18 protein-coding genes and 1 tRNA gene are annotated in these 19535 nt (G+C 66.3%); 8 read left to right on the top strand and 11 right to left on the bottom strand.

The window, feature by feature from the left end:
• Positions 1-49 precede the first annotated feature (49 nt).
• Positions 50-139 (top strand) — tRNA-Ser (locus GGR03_RS03075).
• 112 nt (positions 140-251) lie between these two features.
• Here the strand turns inward: GGR03_RS03075 and GGR03_RS03070 are convergent.
• Together GGR03_RS03070 and GGR03_RS03065 are read right to left on the bottom strand one after the other, a co-directional pair.
• Positions 252-623, bottom strand: coding sequence for a hypothetical protein (locus tag GGR03_RS03070; protein WP_183206078.1), 372 nt, complete (start codon positions 621-623; stop codon positions 252-254).
• Positions 624-995 (bottom strand): hypothetical protein, encoded by a 372-nt coding sequence (locus GGR03_RS03065; protein ID WP_183206077.1) that lies wholly within the window; start codon positions 993-995, stop codon positions 624-626.
• A 241-nt stretch (positions 996-1236) separates the two neighbouring features.
• Here GGR03_RS03065 and crcB point away from each other — a divergent pair, with 241 nt between their 5' ends.
• Genes crcB through GGR03_RS03050 form a run of 3 tightly spaced genes read left to right on the top strand, consistent with a single transcriptional unit; the run spans position 1237 to position 2460 of the window.
• On the top strand, positions 1237-1647 hold the full coding sequence (crcB, locus tag GGR03_RS03060) for a fluoride efflux transporter CrcB (protein ID WP_183206076.1): 411 nt from the start codon (positions 1237-1239) through the stop codon (positions 1645-1647).
• Positions 1644-2132 (top strand): fluoride efflux transporter FluC, encoded by a 489-nt coding sequence (locus GGR03_RS03055; protein ID WP_183206075.1) that lies wholly within the window; start codon positions 1644-1646, stop codon positions 2130-2132. Before crcB ends, GGR03_RS03055 begins: the two co-directional genes overlap by 4 nt.
• Positions 2119-2460 (top strand): DUF190 domain-containing protein, encoded by a 342-nt coding sequence (locus GGR03_RS03050; RefSeq protein ID WP_183207005.1) that lies wholly within the window; start codon positions 2119-2121, stop codon positions 2458-2460. Before GGR03_RS03055 ends, GGR03_RS03050 begins: the two co-directional genes overlap by 14 nt.
• Here the strand turns inward: GGR03_RS03050 and GGR03_RS03045 are convergent.
• The 4 genes from GGR03_RS03045 to GGR03_RS03030 form a co-directional block, all read right to left on the bottom strand.
• A complete protein-coding gene (locus GGR03_RS03045; protein ID WP_183206074.1) occupies positions 2457-2735 on the bottom strand; it encodes a hypothetical protein in 279 nt (92 codons plus the stop codon). The genes GGR03_RS03050 and GGR03_RS03045 overlap by 4 nt on opposite strands.
• Positions 2736-2908: 173 nt before the next feature.
• Entirely contained in the window at positions 2909-5161 is a 2253-nt protein-coding gene (gene glgX / locus GGR03_RS03040; RefSeq protein ID WP_252920144.1) for a glycogen debranching protein GlgX, read from the bottom strand.
• Positions 5162-5295: 134 nt separating this feature from the next.
• Positions 5296-6270, bottom strand: coding sequence for a quinone oxidoreductase family protein (locus GGR03_RS03035; RefSeq protein ID WP_183206072.1), 975 nt, complete (start codon positions 6268-6270; stop codon positions 5296-5298).
• Entirely contained in the window at positions 6267-7004 is a 738-nt protein-coding gene (locus GGR03_RS03030) for a CDP-alcohol phosphatidyltransferase family protein (RefSeq protein ID WP_183206071.1), read from the bottom strand. The genes GGR03_RS03035 and GGR03_RS03030 overlap by 4 nt, the downstream gene beginning before the upstream one ends.
• A gap of 150 nt (positions 7005-7154) precedes the next feature.
• Here GGR03_RS03030 and GGR03_RS03025 point away from each other — a divergent pair, with 150 nt between their 5' ends.
• A complete protein-coding gene (locus GGR03_RS03025; protein ID WP_252920105.1) occupies positions 7155-8369 on the top strand; it encodes a UbiH/UbiF family hydroxylase in 1215 nt (404 codons plus the stop codon).
• Here the strand turns inward: GGR03_RS03025 and GGR03_RS03020 are convergent.
• Positions 8337-9299 carry an AEC family transporter gene (locus GGR03_RS03020; protein WP_183206069.1) on the bottom strand — a complete coding sequence of 321 codons (963 nt, stop codon included), beginning with the start codon at positions 9297-9299 and terminating at the stop codon, positions 8337-8339. The genes GGR03_RS03025 and GGR03_RS03020 overlap by 33 nt on opposite strands.
• Before the next feature lie 124 nt (positions 9300-9423).
• Between GGR03_RS03020 and hspQ the strand changes: the two genes are divergently transcribed.
• Entirely contained in the window at positions 9424-9747 is a 324-nt protein-coding gene (gene hspQ, locus GGR03_RS03015) for a heat shock protein HspQ (RefSeq protein WP_183206068.1), read from the top strand.
• 94 nt (positions 9748-9841) lie between these two features.
• Here hspQ and GGR03_RS03010 read toward each other — a convergent pair whose 3' ends face one another.
• Positions 9842-10489: an invasion associated locus B family protein gene (locus tag GGR03_RS03010; RefSeq protein WP_183207004.1), complete on the bottom strand. Its 648-nt coding sequence runs from the start codon at positions 10487-10489 to the stop codon at positions 9842-9844.
• A gap of 220 nt (positions 10490-10709) precedes the next feature.
• Between GGR03_RS03010 and GGR03_RS03005 the strand changes: the two genes are divergently transcribed.
• The gene (locus tag GGR03_RS03005; protein WP_246367570.1) at positions 10710-12563 is read left to right on the top strand and encodes an extracellular solute-binding protein; all 1854 of its coding nucleotides are present in this window, start codon (positions 10710-10712) and stop codon (positions 12561-12563) included.
• 114 nt (positions 12564-12677) lie between these two features.
• On the opposite strand, the gene GGR03_RS03000 is transcribed toward GGR03_RS03005, so the two are convergent.
• From GGR03_RS03000 to GGR03_RS02990, 3 genes are all read right to left on the bottom strand, one after another.
• On the bottom strand, positions 12678-13427 hold the full coding sequence (locus tag GGR03_RS03000) for a hypothetical protein (RefSeq protein WP_183206067.1): 750 nt from the start codon (positions 13425-13427) through the stop codon (positions 12678-12680).
• Between the two features lie 102 nt (positions 13428-13529).
• On the bottom strand, positions 13530-16895 hold the full coding sequence (gene mfd, locus GGR03_RS02995; RefSeq protein WP_246367676.1) for a transcription-repair coupling factor: 3366 nt from the start codon (positions 16893-16895) through the stop codon (positions 13530-13532).
• 137 nt (positions 16896-17032) lie between these two features.
• Positions 17033-17329, bottom strand: coding sequence for an FAD assembly factor SdhE (locus GGR03_RS02990; protein WP_183206065.1), 297 nt, complete (start codon positions 17327-17329; stop codon positions 17033-17035).
• A 93-nt stretch (positions 17330-17422) separates the two neighbouring features.
• Here GGR03_RS02990 and recG point away from each other — a divergent pair, with 93 nt between their 5' ends.
• Positions 17423-19525, top strand: coding sequence for an ATP-dependent DNA helicase RecG (gene recG / locus GGR03_RS02985; RefSeq protein WP_183207002.1), 2103 nt, complete (start codon positions 17423-17425; stop codon positions 19523-19525).
• The last annotated feature ends 10 nt before the right edge of the window (positions 19526-19535 follow it).

Genomic DNA, 19535 nt, shown 5'->3' with positions numbered 1-19535 from the left:
CCCTCAGGCCCCTGCCCTCAAGCCGGAAAAGCTAGCGATTACAAGGCACGGATGGGTGGCCGAGCGGTTGAAGGCACCGGTCTTGAAAACCGGCGGGCGGGAGACCGTCTCGTGGGTTCGAATCCCACCCCATCCGCCATTTGCCGATAACCCCAGTCGGCTCCGCCCCTAGGGAATTTTGCCTGGGTGCACTGAACGCTGCGCGTCTCGCGTACATCTTTGCGTGACGAACGAAGAGGCAATCGCGCCCGTCATCCCAGCGCGATGATCACGTCATCCGGTTCGGTCTTGTGGTTCGTCCAGATACGCACCCGTGTCCGCACGTCGGGGACCGTCATCGCCAGGATCTCCGGGATGTTCGCGTCAAACAGAACCACGCGATGCTCGGGCGTATCGAGAATGCCGTCAAACTTCGGCGGCCTCGCCTGCGTCGGCAACTCCGCGAACCGTCCCAGCGTGATCGTAGTGTCGCCATCGTTCCAGTAGAGACAGCCGACATTGATGCATTGCTCCGACGCGACGATCCCGACGCGCTCGTGGTCCAGCGGAACCCTGACGGCGTCCGTCCCGGCGATGTAGAAGCCGAGATATTCGGGCGCGACGGCAACCCGTCTGATCGGCATTCATCCCACCGCGATGATCACCTGGTCCGGACAAAGTGGACGGTTGGTCCAGATGCGGACTCGCGTCCGCTCGCCGGGCACATCGATTGATAGGATCTTCGGCAAGTTCGCGTCGAAGAGTACGAGGCGATGCAGGGGCGTGTTCAGCAGACCGTCAAATCGGGGCAGTTCGTCTTTCGGACCAAGCTCCGCGGAAGCTCCGAGCGTGATGGCCGTTTCGCCCTCATTCCAAGGTGACGCGGTGACATTGATGCAGTCATCGTTTGCGGTTACGCCATCTCCGTCATGGTCGACGGGAACTCGGACGCCGTCGACGCCGGTGATGTAGAAGCTGCAATAATCGAGCAGTACCGAAGTGCTACTGATTGTCACTGAAAATCCTCCCAACGGTAGCCCTCGCATTGATCCAGTTCCGCGCCCTCCTCGCAGGCTGACAGTCTATGTTCACTATTTGTTCGACTTTCGTCGGCGGTATCGAAATTTTCCTCATCGTGGCCCTTTGCGTCTCATGAGGGTATCCCAGCCGCGTGTGAGGCGAGCGGCGTGCGCTTCTGTCGGCGCCAAGGACAGCAGGCGAATGTGAGGAGGTGTCGGTGACGAGCAGGCCGGCAGTATGACCGAGCATCTCTGGCTGACGATCGCCCTCGTCGCCGCGGGCAGCGCCGTTGGCGGAATGGCGCGGTTCTTCGTCTCCGGCGCGGTGGCGCGGGCGGTCGGCGAGATCTTTCCCTGGGGGACGATGGTCGTGAACGTAACCGGCGCGTTCACTATCGGCGTACTCGCCGTGCTGGCGCGCAGCCGGACGCCGTTCGCGGATCCGGAGGTGTGGTTCCTCGCCGTTACCGGATTTCTCGGCAGCTATACGACGGTGTCGTCGTTCAGCCTCCTGACACTCGCTCTGGCCCGCACGGGCGACATGCGGCGGGCGGTGGCCAACGTCGTCCTGTCGCTGGGGCTGTGCCTTTCGGCTGTGGCGATCGGCATGCTGCTCGCCTGTACCTTCACGGCGACGGCGCCCGCATGAGCCGGGACAACGCCGCGCTTCCGTGGTGGCGTGGCGCGGGCGACAGTATCGGGCTTTACGGCCTCGTCGGGCTTGGCGCGGCGATCGGCGGTGTCGGACGGATGCTGGTCTCGCTGGCGCTCGCCGGCCCCGGCTTTCCATGGGGCACGCTCGTCGCCAACGTCGTGGGTTCTTTCGTCATCGGCTTCTTCGCGACGCTCAGCGAGCCCGGGGGGCGCCTGATGGCGAGCGCCGGGGTCCGGCAATTCGTCATCGCCGGCCTCTGCGGCGGCTTCACGACGTTCTCGGTGTTCAGCCTCGAAAGCGTGCGGTTCCTCGCCGCGGGGCATTATCTGATGGCGGCCACCTATGTTGGCGTTTCGGTGGTCACCTGGCTGGTCGCCGTCTGGCTGGGCTTCGTCATCGCCACGCGGCTCAACGGCATCGGCGGACTTGGCGCCCTGAAACGGGAATTGGAGAATTCGGATGGCGATGGACATAGCTGAGCAGGCGCGCATCCTACGCATCTTCATCGGCGAAGGCGACAAGAGCGACGGTCGCCCCCTCTATGAGGCCATCGTCTTGAAGGCGCGGGAGATGCATCTGGCGGGCGCCACCGTGCTGCGGGGCGCACTCGGCTTCGGCCATTCGAGCCGCCTGCACACGATGAACGTGCTGCGGCTGTCGGACGATCTGCCGCTGGTCGTGGAGATCGTCGACGGCGAAGCCGCCATCGACGCTTTCCTGCCGGTGCTGGACCAGCTGATGACCAGCGGACTGGTGACGGTCGAAACCGTCCAGGTCCGCCGGTACGGGCCCGGCAAAGAGGCCTAGTCGGCCGGAAAGAAGCGCGGCCCGACGAGGCGGATGCCTTCGGCCGTGCGGCGGATCTCGACGGGTGCCACTGCCGGGGCAGATGCCTGCTCGATCGCCGCCGGGCGCGGAGTCGGCACCGGCACGAAGCCAGCGTCTTCGTTGGTCCGAAGCTGGCTCGTGTCCAGCGATGCCATCTCGTAAAGGGCATCGGCGCCCTGATCCTGGGCCGAAACCGGGGTCGACAGGAAGCCCGCGGCGGCCACGAGGGCGCCGGCAATGACAGTGAATTTCATGTTATTTTTCCGCATCTTGTCAGATCTGCGGGAATAATGGCGGAAAGGTGAAATCGTTCCGAGGCGAACATGAAAATGCCGCCGTCGCGCGTGCGACGGCGGCCAGGGCCAATAACGAATGACGCCGGCGCGATGCGCCGGCGTCATTCGTTTGTCGTTCGAAAGACTGCGGTCTAGATCGGCAGCCGATCACCGGCTGCCCGGGCCAGGGCTTCCGAGACGTAGGCGAACGAGCGAGCAGCATCGGGGCTCGCGTCTTCGCCGTCTTCCGGCTCCAGCATGAAGACCAGGAACGAACGGCCTGTCGCCATGTACTGCTTGCCGAACTCGAAGGGCACCAGCTCCTCGCGCTCCGGCAGGTTCGTGTCGATGACGCAACGCCAGCGCAGGCCTCCATTCGCAGGGGGAAGCGTGAAGTTCACCACGTCGTCATGGGCATTCATGACGATCAGCATCGTGGCGTCGGTACCCTTCCGCCGGATGCCGGTCGACTGGGCGCGGCCGTCAAGCAGCACCCCGAAGCAGCGCGCCCCGGTATCGTCCCAGTTCTCCTGCTCGAACTCGGTGCCGGCGGGCGTGATCCAGGCGACGTCCTTGACGCCCAGTTCCTCGTCGAAGGTGCCATGCAGGAACTTGCCGCGACGCAGCATCGGCAAGGACTGGCGGAGCATGATCAGCTTCTGGACGAATTTCGCCAGGTTCCGGCTTTCGCCTGTGACGTGCCAGTCGATCCAGCCGATCTCGTTGTCCTGGGCGTAGGCATTGTTGTTGCCGCCCTGGGTTCGGGCAAACTCGTCGCCGGCGAGGATCATCGGCGTGCCGCGAGAGAACAGCAGCGTCGCGAAGAGGTTGCGCAGCTGGCGGTAGCGGGTGTCGGTGATCTCCGCGTCGTCGGTCGGCCCCTCGGCGCCGTAGTTGTTGGACAGATTGTGCGAGTGGCCGTCGCGATTGTCCTCGCCATTGGCCTCGTTGTGCTTCTCGTTGTAGCTGACGAGGTCGTTGAGCGTGAAGCCGTCATGGGCGGTGATGAAGTTCACCGAAGCCCAAGGCTTGCGGCCGCGCTGGTCGAAGATGTCGGCCGAGGCCGAGATCTTGTTCGCCACCGCGGGCACCTGACCCTCGTCGCCGCGCCAATAGGAGCGGATGATGTCTCGATAGCCGTCGTTCCATTCGGCCCAGCCGGGCGGGAAGCGGCCGACCTGGTAGCCGCCCGGCCCGCAGTCCCAAGGCTCGGCGATCATCTTGACTTCACTCAGCAGCGGATCCTGCTGGCAGGCGTGCAGGAAGCTCGATTCCTCCGAGAAACCTGACGGCTCGCGGGCAAGGATGGTCGCGAGATCGAAGCGGAAGCCGTCGACGCGCATCTCGCCGGCCCAGTAGCGCAGGCTGTCGGTGACCATCTGCATGACGCGCGGATGGCTGGTGTTCACCGTGTTCCCGGTACCGGTATCATTGATGTAGTAGCGCTTCTGGTCGGGCAGCAGGCGGTAGTAGGTCGCGTTGTCGATGCCCTTGAAGGACAGCGTCGGACCGTTCTCGTTGCCTTCGGCGGTGTGGTTGTAGACGACGTCGAGGATGACCTCGAGACCGGCATGGTGGAAGGCCGACACCATTTCCTTGAACTCGTTGACGAACGGACCGGCGAGATAGCGCGGGTCCGGCGCGAAGAAGCCGAGCGAGTTGTAGCCCCAGTAGTTCCGCAGGCCCTTCTCGACCAGATAGCTGTCGTCGACGAAGGCGTGGATCGGCAGCAGCTCGACCGAGGTGACCCCGAGGCTGCGGATATAGTCGACGATCTCGCGTGTCATCAGGCCGGAGAACTTGCCGCGATCGGCCTCGGCGACGGCAGGATGGCGCTGGGTGAAGCCCTTGACGTGGGTTTCGTAGAAGATCGTACGCTCCCAGGAAACGCGCGGACGGCGCTCGTCGCCCCAGGTGAAGGCGGAGTCCACGACCCGGCATTTCGGGACGAAGGCGGCGCTGTCGCGCTCGTCATAGGAGAGGTCGCCGTCGGCGTGGCCGATCGTATAGCCGAACAGCGCGTCGTCCCACTTCACTGCACCCAGATGCTGCTTGGCGTAAGGATCGAGCAGCAGCTTGTTGGGATTGAAGCGGTGACCGGCGTCCGGCTCGTAGGGACCGTGCACCCGGTAACCGTAGACCATGCCGGGGCGCGCCTCGGGCAGGTAACCGTGGAATACCTCGTTGGTGTATTCCGGCAGTTCGATCCGCTCGAGCTCGGTCTTGCCTTCGGCATCGAAGATGCAGAGCTCGACCTTGGTGGCGTTGGCGGAGAAGATCGCGAAATTGACGCCGAGCCCGTCCCAGGTGGCGCCCAGCGGATAGGGGCGGCCCTCCTGAACGCGCGAGCGGCGAAGCCCCGGCCGGGGCAGATTGCTCTGTGTCGTGTTGGGCGTAATGTGGATCGTCACGTGCGGGCTCGCGTGTGGAGGAGGATGATGTCGCAACAAGTCGCCAGCGGCCTCGCACGTTCCGCGACTGCGAAGAGAAAGGATGTTAGGCGAAGGTCGATCCGTAGTCCGGGCCGACCTCGCGATGCTCAGACCGTCAGGACACTGGCTCCAACCGTGCGGCGGGCATCGAGGTCCCGATGGGCCTCGGCAGCCTCCGACAGCGGATAGGTTTGTCCGACTGTTATCCTGACCGCACCCGACCCGACGATGTCGAAGACCGCTTTCGCCGAAGCGTCCAGCTCTTCCGTCGTGCTGTTGTAGCTGTAGATACTGGGTCTGGTGGCGAAGAGCGAGCCCTTCTGGTTGAGGAGGCTGATTTCGAACGCCGGCGCCTTGCCGGAAGCGTGCCCGAACGACGCCCACAACCCCCTCTTTCGCAGGCAGTCGAGACTGCCGGGGAATGTGTCCTTGCCGACAGCGTCGTAAACCACGTCGCATTTGCGGCCGTCGGTGATTTCCGCGACGCGTGCGACAAAATCGTCCGTGCGATAGTTGATGACGTGGTCATAGCCGTTGGCCAGCGCCAGCTCGCACTTCTCCTGCGACCCAGCCGTACCGATCACCGTCGCACCGAGATGCTTGGCCCACTGACCCGCGATGAGGCCGACGCCGCCAGCCGCCGCATGGAACAGCAGCACCGTCTCGGGACCGACCTTGTATGTGCGGTTCAGAAGGTACTCCGCGGTCATGCCCTTCAGCATGATCGAAGCCGCAGTCGCATCGTCGATCGTTTCGGGGACGGCTACGGCGAGATCGGCCGCGATGACGATGCGCTCGGCATAGCTGCCATTGGCGCTGATATAGGCGACGCGATCGCCCGGCTGGAAGCGCGCGACCCCCTCGCCCACTTCGGCGACGATCCCGACGCCCTCCTTGCCGAGCACGAAGGGCATCTTCGCGGACGGATAGACGCCGGTCCGGAAATAGACGTCGATGAAATTGATCCCGGCGGCTGTCTGCTCGACGAGTATCTCGCCTCTGCCGGGCCGGCCGGGATCGTGATCCTCCCATTTCAGTACGTCGGGACCACCGGTCTCGTGGACGAAGATCGCCTTGCTCATGCCTTCCCCCTGCGCCTCGACGCGAGGCGTGCGCTAACCAGAGCCTGCACGACGCCGCCGATCATGAAAAGATAGAGGCTGGTAGCAATCAGCCCGGCCTTGACCCAGGTCGGTGACGCGAAATTGTAATACAGGGAGATGACGCCGAGGATCGACCAGAGCGCCACCACCGACATGGTCAGCGGACGCAGGCGACGCACCCGAACCGGGTGGACGAAGTTCACCGGCGCGAACGTAGCCGCCGAGCAGACCACGACGACCGCAAATACGGTCCATCCGGTGAGCTCCGTCGCGAACAGCACGAAGACGACCATGTTCCAGCAGACCGGGAAGCCGCGGAAGAAATTGTCCTTCGTCTTCATCCGCAGGTCGGCGTAATAGACCGCGCTCGATATGACGATCAGGGCCGCGGCGACGAACGACCAAGGCTCGCCGATCTTGTCGGACAGATAGAGCGCAACCGCCGGGATCATGCAGAAGGTCGCATAGTCGATGATCGAATCGAGCAGGTCGCCCGACCAGTTGGGCAGAACCCGCTTAATATCGATCTTCCGCGCGATCGGACCGTCGATCCCGTCGATGAAGAGTGCCGCGCCGAGCCAGACGAACATCGCCACCCATCGCTGCTCGGCAGCCGCGATGAGCGCCATGAACGCCAGAAACGCGCCACTGGCCGTCAGCAGGTGCACGCCGAAGGCGCGCCATTTGTCGAAGGAAGTGACCGAGTCTGACATGAAGCCCCAGGGTGCTGTGCCGCATTCCGCCGCACGCGGCGCATGGGCATTGCCATCCGCTGTAATGGTCGTATGTGCGTTTTCCAAGCGAAACGAGCATGGCTGCCTCGGTGTTGCAATCGCAACGCCCGGCCTTCCGGAGGAGTGAGAGTGTCCAGCAAGCGCAGGGAGATCGTGGTGGTCGGCGGCGGCCTGGCGGGAACGGCGACCGCGATCGGCTTTGCCGCGGCCGGTTTCGACACGGCGTTGATCGCCCCCGAAGCGGCACCCGATCAGCGCAGCACGGCACTGATCGGGCGGTCGGTGGCTTTTCTCGATGAGATCGGCGTCATGGAGGAACTCGGCAATGCTGCCGAGGCGCTCGTCGTCATGCGCCTCATCGATGACACCGGACGCCTTCTGCGCGCGCCGACCGTGGAATTCAACGCCGCCGAAATCGGGCTCGATGCCTTCGGCTACAACGTCCTCAATGCCGACCTGCATGCCGCCTTGCAGCGTCGGGCGGCAGCGCTCGACCGGCTCGAGATCGTCGAGGATCGTGCCGTCGGCCTTTCGACCACGACGGACCACGCGCTCGTCGAGCTGGCCGATGGCGGACACTACGCGGCCGATCTCGTCGTGGCGGCAGATGGTCGCGGCTCGCCGATGCGCGAAGCGGCGGGCATAGGCGTGCGCCGGTGGACGTATCCGCAGAGCGCCATCGTCCTGAACTTCGACCACGCAGTGCCCCACGGTTCGGTCTCCACCGAATTCCATACGCGTAGCGGGCCGTTCACGCAGGTCCCCCTGCCCGGACGCCGCTCGTCCCTCGTCTGGGTGGAAGAACCGCGCCTTGCCGATCTCTATGTCGACCTGCCGGCTGACCGCCTGGCCCGGATCGTCGAGGAGAAGCTGCATTCCATCCTCGGCGCCGTCGACATCGAGATGCCGATCCAGCGATTCCCGTTGTCGGGCGCGTCCGTCGCCCGGCTGACCGGCGAGCGCCTCGCGCTGGTCGGAGAGGCAGGCCACGCCTTTCCGCCGATTGGCGCCCAGGGCCTCAACCTCGGCCTGCGCGACTGCGAGGCGATCATCCGGGTGGCCCGCGAAAGCCGTGACGATCCGGGCCGGCCATCGGCGCTACGGCGTTACGAGGCGGCGCGGCGTGGCGACGTCCGGTCGCGCACCCTGGGTGTCGACCTGCTCAATCGCTCGCTGCTGGCCGATTTCCTGCCGGTCCAGTTGGCGCGGTCGGCCGGGCTTGCGGCGCTGGAGGCGATCCCCTTCCTGCGGCAGTTCGCCATGCGCGAAGGCGTGGCGCCGGGCTCCGGCCTCGTCGGCCTGCCCCGCACCCTACGGGAACGGGTCGGCCGGAATCGCCCCTGAGGCGATCAGATAGAGCAGCAGCGTCACCGTCCCGACGGACAGGACCGTGGTGACGAGGACGCTGGCTGACGCCCGCTCGACCCAGACACCGTATTGCTGGGCGATCACGAAGACGTTGGTCGCCGTCGGCAGGCTGGCCAGCAGCATCGCGCTCTGCACCCACACGGGATCAAAGCTGCCGAAAAGGCCCAGCATCAGCCAGACGGCGAGCGGATGGACGACCAGCTTGAGCGGTACGATGAAGGATAATTCGGGCGGCACGCGCTTCAGCGGCCGGAGCGCCAGCGTCACGCCCATCGCGAAGAGCGCGCAGGGCGCGGCGGCATTGGCGAGCAACTGCAGGAAGCGATCCACCGGATCCGGCAGGACGACGTGGAATATCGCCGCCGTCACGCCGACAATCGTCGCGATGATGAAGGGATGGGTGAAAATCCGCACCAGCACGCCGCCGGCGATCTGCAGCACCGTGCCGCGACGGTCGCCGCCCAGCGCCATCATCAGCGGTGCCATGACGAAATGCAGCGTGTTGTCGAAGCAAAAGATCAGCGCGACCGGAACTGCTGCCTCCGGGCCGAGCGCGACCAGGGCCAGCCCTGGTCCCATGTAGCCGATGTTGCCATAGGCGCTGGCAAGGCCCTGCACCGTCGCCGCCGGGACATCGCCCCGGCTGCGGATCATCGCGAACGCAAAACCTGCGGCAAAGATGACGAATGTCGCGATGGTGGTCGCCGTGACGAAACCGGGACTGGCCAGTTTTCCGACGGGAGTCTTCGCCAGGAGCTGGAAGAACAGCGCCGGAAGGGCGATGTAGATGATGAAGACGTTGAGCCAGGTCAGCCCCTCGACGGGGTGCCGGACGATCCGCCCGGCCCCGAAGCCGAGCGCGATGAGCCCGAAGAACGGCGAGATCAGCCCTACGATGGCGATCAAGCGGGCAATCCGGACTGGTCTTTGCGGTTCATGATGATGGGCTTCGACAGATGCGACGACGGCGCGCTTGCTTTGCCGCTGCCGGATTGGCTAGTTGCCGTCGCTTAAGGGAGTCAGGAGAGCGATGCAAACCGCCCGCTTCTACATCGGCCAGGTCGTCCGCCACCGGAAGTATCCGTTCCGCGGCGTGATCTTCGACGTCGATCCGGAATTCGGCAACACCGAGGAATGGTACCAGGCCATCCCGGAGGACGTGCGGCCGCGCAAGGAGCAGCCGTTCTATCACCTGCTCGCGGAAAACGCGGAGAGCGAATACATCGCCTACGTGTCGGAGCAGAACCTCGTGCCGGACGACAGCCGCGACCCGATTCGCCACCCGCAGGTCGGGGAATTGTTCGACGGGCCGGTCGATGGCGCCTATCGGCTCAAGGGCGCGCACCGCAATTGATACCGGCTGACGGCCGGTCCTTCCCCAAAACGCAGAACGGCGGCTCGCGCCGCCGTTTCATTGCCTGTCCAAGCCGTACAGCGGCCCGAGAAACCTACTGAGCAGGCGTCTCCGGCGCAGCCTTCGCCGCGTTCTGTGCATCCTCGAACTTCTTCCGGCGCTCCTCGGCCTGCTTCTGCAGAGCCTCGTTAAGCTCCTGCTGGCGCTGCGCCAGTTCCGGCTGGGCGGTCGGCGGGCCGTCATAGGCGCCGGTGAAGCCCGACAGCGTGATCGGGATCGGATTGGCCTGGCGCTGGAAGTTGATCGAGGTGACCGTCAGCTGGCCGCCTTTCTTCATCGAGGCAACCAGCGCGTCCGTCAGCTCGGCCTCGGCGATGCAACGGTCCGGGAAGCAGACCGAGTAGTTCAGCGTGACGGGGGCGTTGGTGTCGATCTTCATCTGGACGCCGGCGGGAATGACCCGACCGGTGGGAACGACCGCCTGAACGACCTTCTGGTTCACCTTGCCCTTGACGTCGATCAGGTTGATCGCAGTGATCAACTGACGCGTGTCCGCGACCATCGTGTACTGGGTGTTGCAGATCTCGTTCTCGCCCTGGCTGGAGCAGACCTTGAACCATTCGGCGGGAACGGGGGAACCGGCTGCCTGGGGAGCCGGCTGGCCGGCGGGAGCGCCCTGGGCATTCGCGCCGGAAACGCTGAGGCCGAATGTCGCGAAGCCGACGAGCGCAGCGGCGAGCATCGAAGTGGAAGCGTTGATCAGACGGTGCGTCACAGGAGACAGATCCTCTCGGCGTGAATCAGTGTGGAATTCGTTCGTTCCATAGCGAGCCCCGACGTCATGCGCAAATAAGGCCGTTTGAAGGCCCCCGGCCACCACCGCTTCCGGCCGTAGGTGGTAGGCAAGACAAGGGTTTGCGGGTAGAATCGAACACAGACGAAACGGCGGAGACGATCAGTACATGCGGCCATTCCCGATCACCGGGCGACCCCAGTTGCGCCTTCTCCCGTTGGTCCTAGCCGCTGTCCTCGCCATGCCGTGCGGGTTCGCCGCCGCCGAGCCGACGCATGCGCTCGCGATGCAGGGCGAGGCCGCCATGCCCGCTGATTTCGACCACTTTCCTTTTGTCGATCCGGACGCGCCGCAAGGCGGCACGATGCGCTACGGCGTCTTCGGCACCTTCGACAATCTCAATCCGATCATCGTCCGCGGCGCGATGACAACGGCGCGCGGGATCTGGTTCGATCCGGAGTTCGGCAATCTCGTCTTCGAGCCGCTGATGCAACGATCGCCCGACGAGGCATTCACCTTGTATGGCCTGCTCGCCGAAACGGTGGAGACCGACGACGCCCGCTCGTTCGTGGAGTTCACTCTGAACGAGAAAGCCCGCTTTTCGGACGGCAAACCGGTGCGCGTGGAAGACGTGCTCTTCACCACGGAAATGATGAAGATCCCGGGCGTCGTGCGTCCGCAGTACACGAACTGGCTCAGCAAGGTCGACCGCATCGAGAAGGTCGGCGAGCGAGGCGTGCGCTTCACCTTCAACGACGAAGCCGACCGGGAGCTGCCATTGCTGCTCGCCGGCCTTCCGGTCCTTCCCGAGCACGGCTTCGATCGAGCCACTTTCGAGCGCACGACCCTCGAGCCCGTCATCGGATCCGGACCCTACGTCATCGACCGGGTCGAGCCGGGCCGCCGCATCGTCTATCGGAAGAACCCGGATTACTGGGCCAAGGACTTGCCCGCCAAGCGGGGTACCGACAATTACGACGGGATCGTCATCGAATATTTCCGGGATGCGAACACGCAGTTCGAGGCGTTCCAGAAGGGGCTCTTCTACGTGCTGGCAGAGGGTAACCCGCGCCGCTGGGAGACCGTGTACGATTTTCCGGCCGTGCAGGACGGGCGTGTCATCAAGGAGACATTCCAGACCGGTCGTCCGGCAGGCACATATGGGTTCTTCTTCAACACGCGCCGGCCGGTCTTCGCCGATCGCGACGTGCGGGCGGCGCTGAGCCTCCTGTTCGACTTCGAATGGGTCAACCAGAACCTCTATTATGGCGGGTACAAGCGTATCAGCGGGTATTTCGCCAACTCCGAACTTTCGAGTGTCGGGCTCCCGGCGAGCGACGCGGAAAAAGCGCTGCTGGCACCCTTTCCCGAAGCCGTAACGCCCGATGTCATGGCGGGCGAGTGGCAGCCGCCTGTCAGCGATGGCTCCGGATCGGACCGACGCCTGATGCGTCAGGCGGTCGATGCCCTGCAGGCAGCAGGCTTCACGTTCTCGGGCGGACGGATGATCGGCGCCGATGGGAACCCGCTGCGCTTTGAAATCCTCACGCAGAACGCTGACCAGCAGCGGATTGCCCTCGGCTATGCGCGCACGCTTTCACGCGTCGGCATCGACGCGGAGGTTCGGCAGGTCGACGACGCGCAGTACCAGTTGCGCAAGCAGAGCTTCGACTACGACATGCTGATCGCGCCCTTCAACGGCACCTTGTCGCCGGGCGCCGAACAGCGCGGGCGCTGGGGCTCGGTCTCCGCCGAAGCGCCGGGATCCTTCAACTATGCGGGCGTCGCGAGCCCGGCGGCCGATGCGATGATCGATGCGATGACTTCTGCGCGCACCCGCGAAGCGTTCGTGACAGCCGTACGGGCCTACGACAGGGTCCTGATCTCCGGCCAGTATCTCGTGCCGCTGTTCTATCTCGGCGAACAGCGGCTTGCGCGTTGGAGCTTCGTGAAGCACCCCGACGTCATACCGCTGACGGGCTACCACCTGCCGGCCTTCTGGATGGACCCGGCGCGGGACTGAGATGTCGCTCCGGCCAGGTTGAACAGGCCGCGGCGCCTTCCAGGCAGTTCGCACCAGCCGGGCCACACGCCGCTGCGGCGTAGCCGCTGCGGCCGTCCTTCAGCGAGACGATGCTTAGCCCGGATCGGTGACCGTCGCGGCTCCCGGCTCTGCCGCGTCCGGCTCGGCAGAAGGTGTCACCGCCAAAGGCGCGTCGCCCATGGCTGGACCCTCCACCACGGGCGGCTGCGGCGGTTGTGCATTCGCCGGCCGCGTCGGTCCGAAGGGTGCGACGACCTCGCTGACCGGCACCGCGAGATGCATCGGCAGAAGCCGGCCGACCTTTTCCGACAGGCCGATGATGTTCTTCGACAGGAAGCGGCCGACGCGGCCCTCGGGCTCGCACACGAGAGTGTCGAGGCTGCCGTCGCCCGCCCTTTTGCCGGTACAGGCAACCGCGTCCGCCAGGCGAAGCGATTCAGGCTTGAGGCCGACGAATTCGAGGACGGCGCCGTTGCTGCTCGGCTGGCAACCCATCTCGAAGTCGAGGACGACCTCCTCCGGTGTCGAAGCGAAGCGCGTCACTTGATGGCGGCTCTGGTCCCAGCGCAGACTCGTGTCGATCGGAATGAAACTCGGGATCGGTACGCCGACCAGCGCCGACACGATGCGCAGGTCGAAGGCCAGTGGTGTGCAGATGCCGGCCTCGTCGAGCCGGCGCTCGATCGTCCCCAGCGTGATCGGGTCGGCATCGACCATGCCGGTCTCGGCGGTCTCCTGCGCAACCGTCGGCGTGCAGGCGGTGGCAATCGCCCCGAAGGCGGCGGCGATCAGTGATACACGGGGTCGGCAGCGGGCGGATCGGAAAGCGAGGCGGAAGGACATGCCCGGCTTGAACGCCATCCGCGCGGCGGAATTATGGGTGGCCGTTGCAGTCCTTGGCCATTTCGGCCCTCGCGCCGCCCTCCCTCCGACGGCGGCCGGCGGTCAGGCTGCCTTCTTCTCCGCCTCGCCGGCAAAGCGCGCCAGCTGCGTGGCAATCGTTGCAGCCCCGTTCAGCCGCTTCTCCGGCGTCGGCCAGTCGCGGATGAGCACGATCGACTGGTCCGGCCGGATCTTGGCCGCAGCGCCCTGCTCCGAGATGTAGCGGACCAGCGCGCCCGGGTTGGCGAAATTCTTCTCGCGGAAGTTGACCACCAGCCCCTTTGGCCCGGCATCCAGCTTCTCGATGTTCGCCTTGCGGCAGAGCGCCTTGATGAAGACCACCTTGAGCAGATGGTCGACCTCGGTCGGCAGCGGCCCGAAACGGTCGATCAGCTCGGCGCCGAAGGCGTCGATCTCCCGCGCGTCCCCAAGATCGGCAAGCCGCCGGTAGAGCGTCATGCGCAGCTGCAGGTCCGGCACGTAGCTCTCCGGGATCATCACCGAGGTGCCCAGCGTGATCTGCGGCGACCACTGGCCGTCGCTCTCGCTCTCGACGCCCTTCATCTCGGCGACCGCCTCCTCCAGCATCTGCTGGTAGAGCTCGAAGCCGACCTCCTTCACATGGCCGGACTGCTCGTCGCCGAGCAGGTTGCCGGCGCCACGCTGGTCGAGATCGTGGCTCGCCAGCTGGAAGCCGGCGCCGAGCGTGTCCAGCGACTGCAGCACCTTGAGGCGCCGGTCGGCGCCCTTGGTCGGCGTCTTGTTCGCCGGGATCGTCAGCAGCGCATAGGCCCGCAGCTTCGATCGGCCGACGCGGCCGCGCAGCTGGTAGAGCTGCGCCAGGCCGAACATGTCGGCGCGGTGGACGATCATCGTGTTGGCCGAGGGGATGTCGAGGCCGGATTCGACGATCGTCGTCGACAGCAGCACGTCGTACTGGCCCTCGTAAAAGGCGTTCATGACGTCGTCGAGCTCGCCGGCCGGCATCTGGCCGTGGGCGACGGCGACCTTCAGCTCGGGCACCTCGCGGTCGAGAAACTCCTTGATGCCCGCGAGGTCGGACAGGCGCGGGCAGACATAGAAGCTCTGGCCGCCGCGATAGCGCTCGCGCAGCAGCGTCTCGCGTACCACCAGCGGATCGAACGGACTGACGAAGGTCCGCACCGCCATTCGGTCGACCGGTGCGGTGGTGATCAGCGACAGTTCGCGCACCCCGGTCAGCGCAAGCTGCAGCGTGCGCGGGATCGGCGTCGCCGACAGGGTCAGCACGTGCACGTCGGATTTGAGCTCCTTCAGCCGCTCCTTGTGCTTGACCCCGAAATGCTGCTCCTCGTCGATCACCAGCAGCCCGAGATTCTTGAAGTTGACGCCCTTGCCCAGCAGCGCGTGGGTGCCGACGACGATGTCGATCGTGCCGTCGGCGGCGCCCTTCTTGGTCTCCGCCAGCTGCTTGCCGGTCACCAGGCGTGAGGCCTGCGCCACGTGTAGCGGCAGGCCGCGAAAGCGCTCGCTGAACGTCTTGAAGTGCTGGCGGGCGAGCAGCGTGGTCGGCACGACCACCGCCACCTGCAGCCCGTGCATCGCCGCGATGAAGGCGGCGCGCAGCGCCACCTCGGTCTTGCCGAAGCCGACATCGCCGCAGATCAGCCGGTCCATCGGGCGGCCGAGCGACAGATCGTCGACGACGGCATCGATCGCCGCCATCTGGTCCTCGGTTTCCTCGTAGGGGAAACGCGCGGCGAACTCGTCCCAGAGCCCGTCCGGCGGCAGCAGCTTCGGTGCGCCGCGCGTCGCGCGTTCGGCGGCAAGCCGGATCAGCCCGGCGGCCATGTCGAGCAGGCGCTTCTTAAGCTTCGCCTTGCGAGCCTGCCAGTTGCCGCCGCCGAGCTTGTCGAGCATCGCCTCGGAGCCCTCGCCGCCGTAGCGCGACAGAAGCTCGATGTTCTCGACCGGCAGGAACAACCGGTCGTCGCCGGCATAGCGCAGCTCCAGGCAATCGTGCGGCGCACCCGCCGCCTCGATCGTCTTCAGCCCAACGAAGCGCCCGATGCCGTGATCGACGTGGACGACGATGTCGCCCTCGTCGAGGCCGGTCACCTCGGAGATGAAGTTCGAGGCGCGCTTCTTGCGGCCGCGCCGCACCAGCCGATCGCCGAGAATGTCTTGCTCGCCGACCACCGCCAGGTCGGGCGTCTCGAAACCCGATTCGATTCCGAGAACGGCGGCGAGGACGAGGTTCTTCGGCGCCTCGTTGACCTTCTTCAGGCTGTCGACGGGCTTCAGCCCTTCGAGGCCGTGCTCCTCGACGACCTGGGCGAGGCGCTCGCGCGAGCCTTCCGTCCAGGCGGCCAGGACGACGCGTTTGCCGTCGGCGCGCAGCTTGCCGATATGCTTGACCGCCGCCTCGAAGACGTTGGTGTCGCCGCTGGTGCGCTCGGTCGAGAAATTGCGGCCGCGGGTGATGTCGAGATTGTGGACGTCGTGGTTCGGCGCGTCCGGCACGCGGTAGGCCGAGAGCCGGACCGGATCGGCGATCGCCAGGCCCGCCGCCATCTCGTCGGCCGTCAGATACAGTTCGCCCGGCTCGACCGGATGATACGGTACCGATTCGCCGCTGACCTGGCCGGCGCCCTCCTTGCGGGCCTCGTAATGGTCCTCGATCGTCGTGCGCCGCTCGCCGACGGCTTCCGCCACCAGATGGTCGAGAACCATCGGAAAACCGTCGCAATAGTCGAACAGCGTGTCGAGCTTCTCGTAGAACAGCGGCAGCCAGTGCTCCATGCCGGAGAAGCGCCTGCCCTCGCTGATCGAGGCGTAAAGCGCGTCGCCGCGCATCGGGGCGCCGAAGCGTCGGACGTAGCCGGTGCGGAAGCGGCTGATCGTGTCCTCGCGCAGCGTGATCTCGGAGACCGGCGCCAGCTCGAAATTGCGCAGCTGCCGCGTGGTGCGCTGGGTGGCAGGGTCGAAGGCTCGGATCGTCTCCAGCGTGTCGCCGAAGAAGTCCAGCCGGACCGGCTCCTCCTCGCCGGGTGCGAACAGGTCGAGTATGCCGCCGCGCACCGCGAACTCGCCGCGCTCGCGCACCGTCGCGACCCGCTCGAAACCGCCGCGCTGTAGCGTGCGGACGATCTCCTCCATCGCCACCCGCCCGCCGACATTGGCGACGATGGTCTCCTCGGCGAGGACGCTCGCCGGCGGCATCTTCTGCAGCAGCGCATTCGCCGTCGTCAGGATCAGCGCCCGGTGCGGATCGCGCCTGAGGGCGGCCAGCGCCGCCATGGCCGAGAGCCGGCGCGCCGCCGCATCCGACGACGGGCCGACACGGTCATAGGGCAGGCAGTCCCAGGCCGGCAGCGTCAGGACCGGCAGTTCGGGTGCGACGAAGCGCAGCGCGTCTTCGAGCTCGCCGATCCGGTTGCCGTCGCGCATGACGAAGACGACGGGCTTCTTGCCGCCTCTCAGCCGCGCGATGTCGGCGAGCAGGAACGCCTCGTAGCCCTCGAGGACGTTGCCGATCTCGATGCTCGCACCGCGCTCCAACGCCTTCTTCAGTTTGGGGGAGATCGTCACTTCAGCTCCTCCCAGGCGCCGCCATGGAAGTCGCGGACGCGGCGGAAGATCGCCGTGTCGTGTTCGGCGGGCGTTTGCACCTCGCCGGTCATCCACTGGAACAGGTCGCGGTCGATCGCTTCCATCAGATGCTCGTACTCGCCGAGCTCCGCGTCGGTGAGGCGATCGATTTCGGAATCGGCGAAGCGGCCGAGCACCAGGTCCATCTCGCGGGTGCCCCGGTGCCAGGACCGGAAAAGCGCCTTGCGACGACGGACATCGAGATCGCTCGAGGAGCGCTGCATACCAGTCATGACGGTCCTGTGGTGTGAATGCCGCCTCTATATAGGGAGGCTTCGAGACTGTCAGCCTTGCCTTCGGTCGGAACGCAGCTAAACCTCGCGCGGATGCGCCCCTCGATCCTTGATCCGCTGTTCGCCGCCGTCACCACGCTCGAAGGCGTCGGCCCGAAAGTCGCGGCCCAGTTCCAGACGCTGCTCGCCGGTGCCGGCGAGACGGTCCGCGTCCGCGACCTTTTGTTCCACCTCCCGACCGGGCTGATCGACCGCCGCAAGCGCGCGGAGATCGCGCTGGCGCCCGAGGGCTCGATCGTGACGCTGACCGTGCGCGTCGACCGGCACCAGGCGGCCGGCCGAGCGCAGCGCTCTGTGCCCTACAAGGTCTTTGCCCAGGACGAGACCGGCGAGATCGCCCTTACCTATTTTCGCGGCCAGTCGGGCTGGCTGGAGAAGCTGCTGCCGGTCGGCGAGACGATGATCGTGTCGGGACGGGTCGAGTGGTTTAACGGCCGGCCCTCGATGGTGCATCCGGACTTCGTTGCGCCGGTCGCCGAGGCCGAGACGCTGACGCTGGTCGAGCCGGTCTATCCGATGACGGCCGGGCTCTCGCCGAAGATCCTGCGGAAGGCGATCACCCAGGCGCTGGAGCGGTTGCCGGAGCTCGGCGAGTGGATCGATCCCGGCGTCATGCGCCGCGAGGGTTTCGCCGCTTTCGGTCCCTCGCTCAGCGGCCTGCACGATCCGGCGGACGCGGTGGACCTTGCGCCGGAGGGGCCGGCCTACCGCCGCCTCGCCTATGACGAGTTCCTGGCCAGCCAGCTGGCGCTCGCGCTCTCCCGGCAACGGATGAAGGCCAGCCGCGGCCGCGCCATGGCCGGCAACGGAGTATCCTCGCGCCGCGTCGTCGACGCCCTGCCCTTCACGCTGACCGAGGGCCAGGCGCAGGCGATCGCCGAGATCCGCGCCGACATGGCATCGGGCGAGCGGATGCTGCGGCTCCTGCAGGGCGATGTCGGCGCCGGCAAGACCGTCGTCGCGCTCATGGCGATGGCGACGGCAGCCGAATCCGGCGCCCAGTCGGTGCTGCTCGCCCCGACCGAAATCCTGGCACGCCAGCACCATGACGGCCTGTCGCGGCTCTGCGAGTCGGCGGGGCTCAGCCTGACGCTCCTCACCGGCCGCGATACCGGGCGCATCCGCACCGAAAAGCTCGACGCCATCGCCTCCGGCCGGACGCAGATCGTCGTCGGCACCCATGCCGTCTTCCAGGAGGCCGTCGCCTATCACGATCTCGGCCTCGTCGTCGTCGACGAGCAGCACCGCTTCGGGGTCCACCAGCGGCTCAGCCTGACCCGCAAGGGCGCCTCGCCCGATCTTCTCGTCATGACCGCGACGCCGATCCCGCGGACGCTGGTGCTCGCCGCCTTCGGCGACATGGACGTCTCGCGCCTGACCGGCAAGCCGGCCGGCCGCAAGCCGATCACCACCGTCGCCGTGCCGATGGAGCGGCTGGACGAGATCGTCGCCCGGGCCGGCAAAGCGATGGAGGCCGGCGAGCGGCTCTACTGGGTCTGCCCGCTGGTCGAGGAATCGGAGAAGAGCGACCTGATGGCCGCCGAGGAGCGGTTCCGGCAGCTGAGCCAGCTGTTCGGCCCGGCCGTCGGCCTCGTCCACGGCCGCATGACCGGCGAGGAGAAGGACCGGGCAATGGCCGACTTCAAGGCCGGCCGGACGAAGCTGGTCGTCGCGACGACCGTCATCGAGGTCGGCGTCGACGTGCCGGACGCGACGATCATCGTCATCGAGCATGCCGAACGCTTCGGCCTGTCGCAGCTGCACCAGCTGCGCGGCCGGGTCGGGCGCGGCGCCAAGCCGTCCTCCTGCGTGCTGCTCTATCGCGCCCCCCTGGGCGAGACCGCCGCGGCGCGGCTGGCGGTCATGCGCGACACCGAGGACGGTTTCCGCATCGCCGAGGAGGACCTGAAGCTGCGCGGCGAAGGCGACCTGCTCGGCACGCAGCAATCCGGCGCGCCGTTCTTCCGGATCGCGCGGATGGAGCACCACGCGGATCTGATGGAGGTCGCCCGCGACGACGCGCGGTTGATCCTGGCGACGGACCCGGAGCTGACGACGCCGCGCGGCGAGTGCCTGCGGGCGCTGCTCTATCTGTTCGGCAAGGACGAGGCGGTGCGGCTGCTGCGCTCCGGCTGAGCGGGGCGCG

The organism is Aurantimonas endophytica, from assembly GCF_014196845.1.
In the GTDB taxonomy this organism is placed as follows: Bacteria; Pseudomonadota; Alphaproteobacteria; order Rhizobiales; family Rhizobiaceae; genus Aurantimonas; species Aurantimonas endophytica.
This window is presented reverse-complemented; position numbering and strand designations above follow the sequence as displayed.

Excerpts from the sequence above, each read along its gene's own strand:
- GGR03_RS03000 (WP_183206067.1), bottom strand. The coding sequence starts at position 13,427 with ATGTCCTTCCGCCTCGCTTTCCGATCCGCCCGCTGCCGACCCCGTGTA.
- GGR03_RS03010 (WP_183207004.1), bottom strand. The coding sequence starts at position 10,489 with ATGCTCGCCGCTGCGCTCGTCGGCTTCGCGACATTCGGCCTCAGCGTT.
- mfd (WP_246367676.1), bottom strand. The coding sequence starts at position 16,895 with ATGCGCGACGGCAACCGGATCGGCGAGCTCGAAGACGCGCTGCGCTTC.
- GGR03_RS03030 (WP_183206071.1), bottom strand. The coding sequence starts at position 7,004 with ATGTCAGACTCGGTCACTTCCTTCGACAAATGGCGCGCCTTCGGCGTG.
- hspQ (WP_183206068.1), top strand. The coding sequence starts at position 9,424 with ATGCAAACCGCCCGCTTCTACATCGGCCAGGTCGTCCGCCACCGGAAG.
- GGR03_RS03045 (WP_183206074.1), bottom strand. The coding sequence starts at position 2,735 with ATGAAATTCACTGTCATTGCCGGCGCCCTCGTGGCCGCCGCGGGCTTC.
- GGR03_RS02990 (WP_183206065.1), bottom strand. The coding sequence starts at position 17,329 with ATGACTGGTATGCAGCGCTCCTCGAGCGATCTCGATGTCCGTCGTCGC.
- recG (WP_183207002.1), top strand. The coding sequence starts at position 17,423 with ATGCGCCCCTCGATCCTTGATCCGCTGTTCGCCGCCGTCACCACGCTC.
- GGR03_RS03005 (WP_246367570.1), top strand. The coding sequence starts at position 10,710 with ATGCGGCCATTCCCGATCACCGGGCGACCCCAGTTGCGCCTTCTCCCG.
- GGR03_RS03070 (WP_183206078.1), bottom strand. The coding sequence starts at position 623 with ATGCCGATCAGACGGGTTGCCGTCGCGCCCGAATATCTCGGCTTCTAC.
- GGR03_RS03055 (WP_183206075.1), top strand. The coding sequence starts at position 1,644 with ATGAGCCGGGACAACGCCGCGCTTCCGTGGTGGCGTGGCGCGGGCGAC.
- crcB (WP_183206076.1), top strand. The coding sequence starts at position 1,237 with ATGACCGAGCATCTCTGGCTGACGATCGCCCTCGTCGCCGCGGGCAGC.
- GGR03_RS03035 (WP_183206072.1), bottom strand. The coding sequence starts at position 6,270 with ATGAGCAAGGCGATCTTCGTCCACGAGACCGGTGGTCCCGACGTACTG.
- GGR03_RS03050 (WP_183207005.1), top strand. The coding sequence starts at position 2,119 with ATGGACATAGCTGAGCAGGCGCGCATCCTACGCATCTTCATCGGCGAA.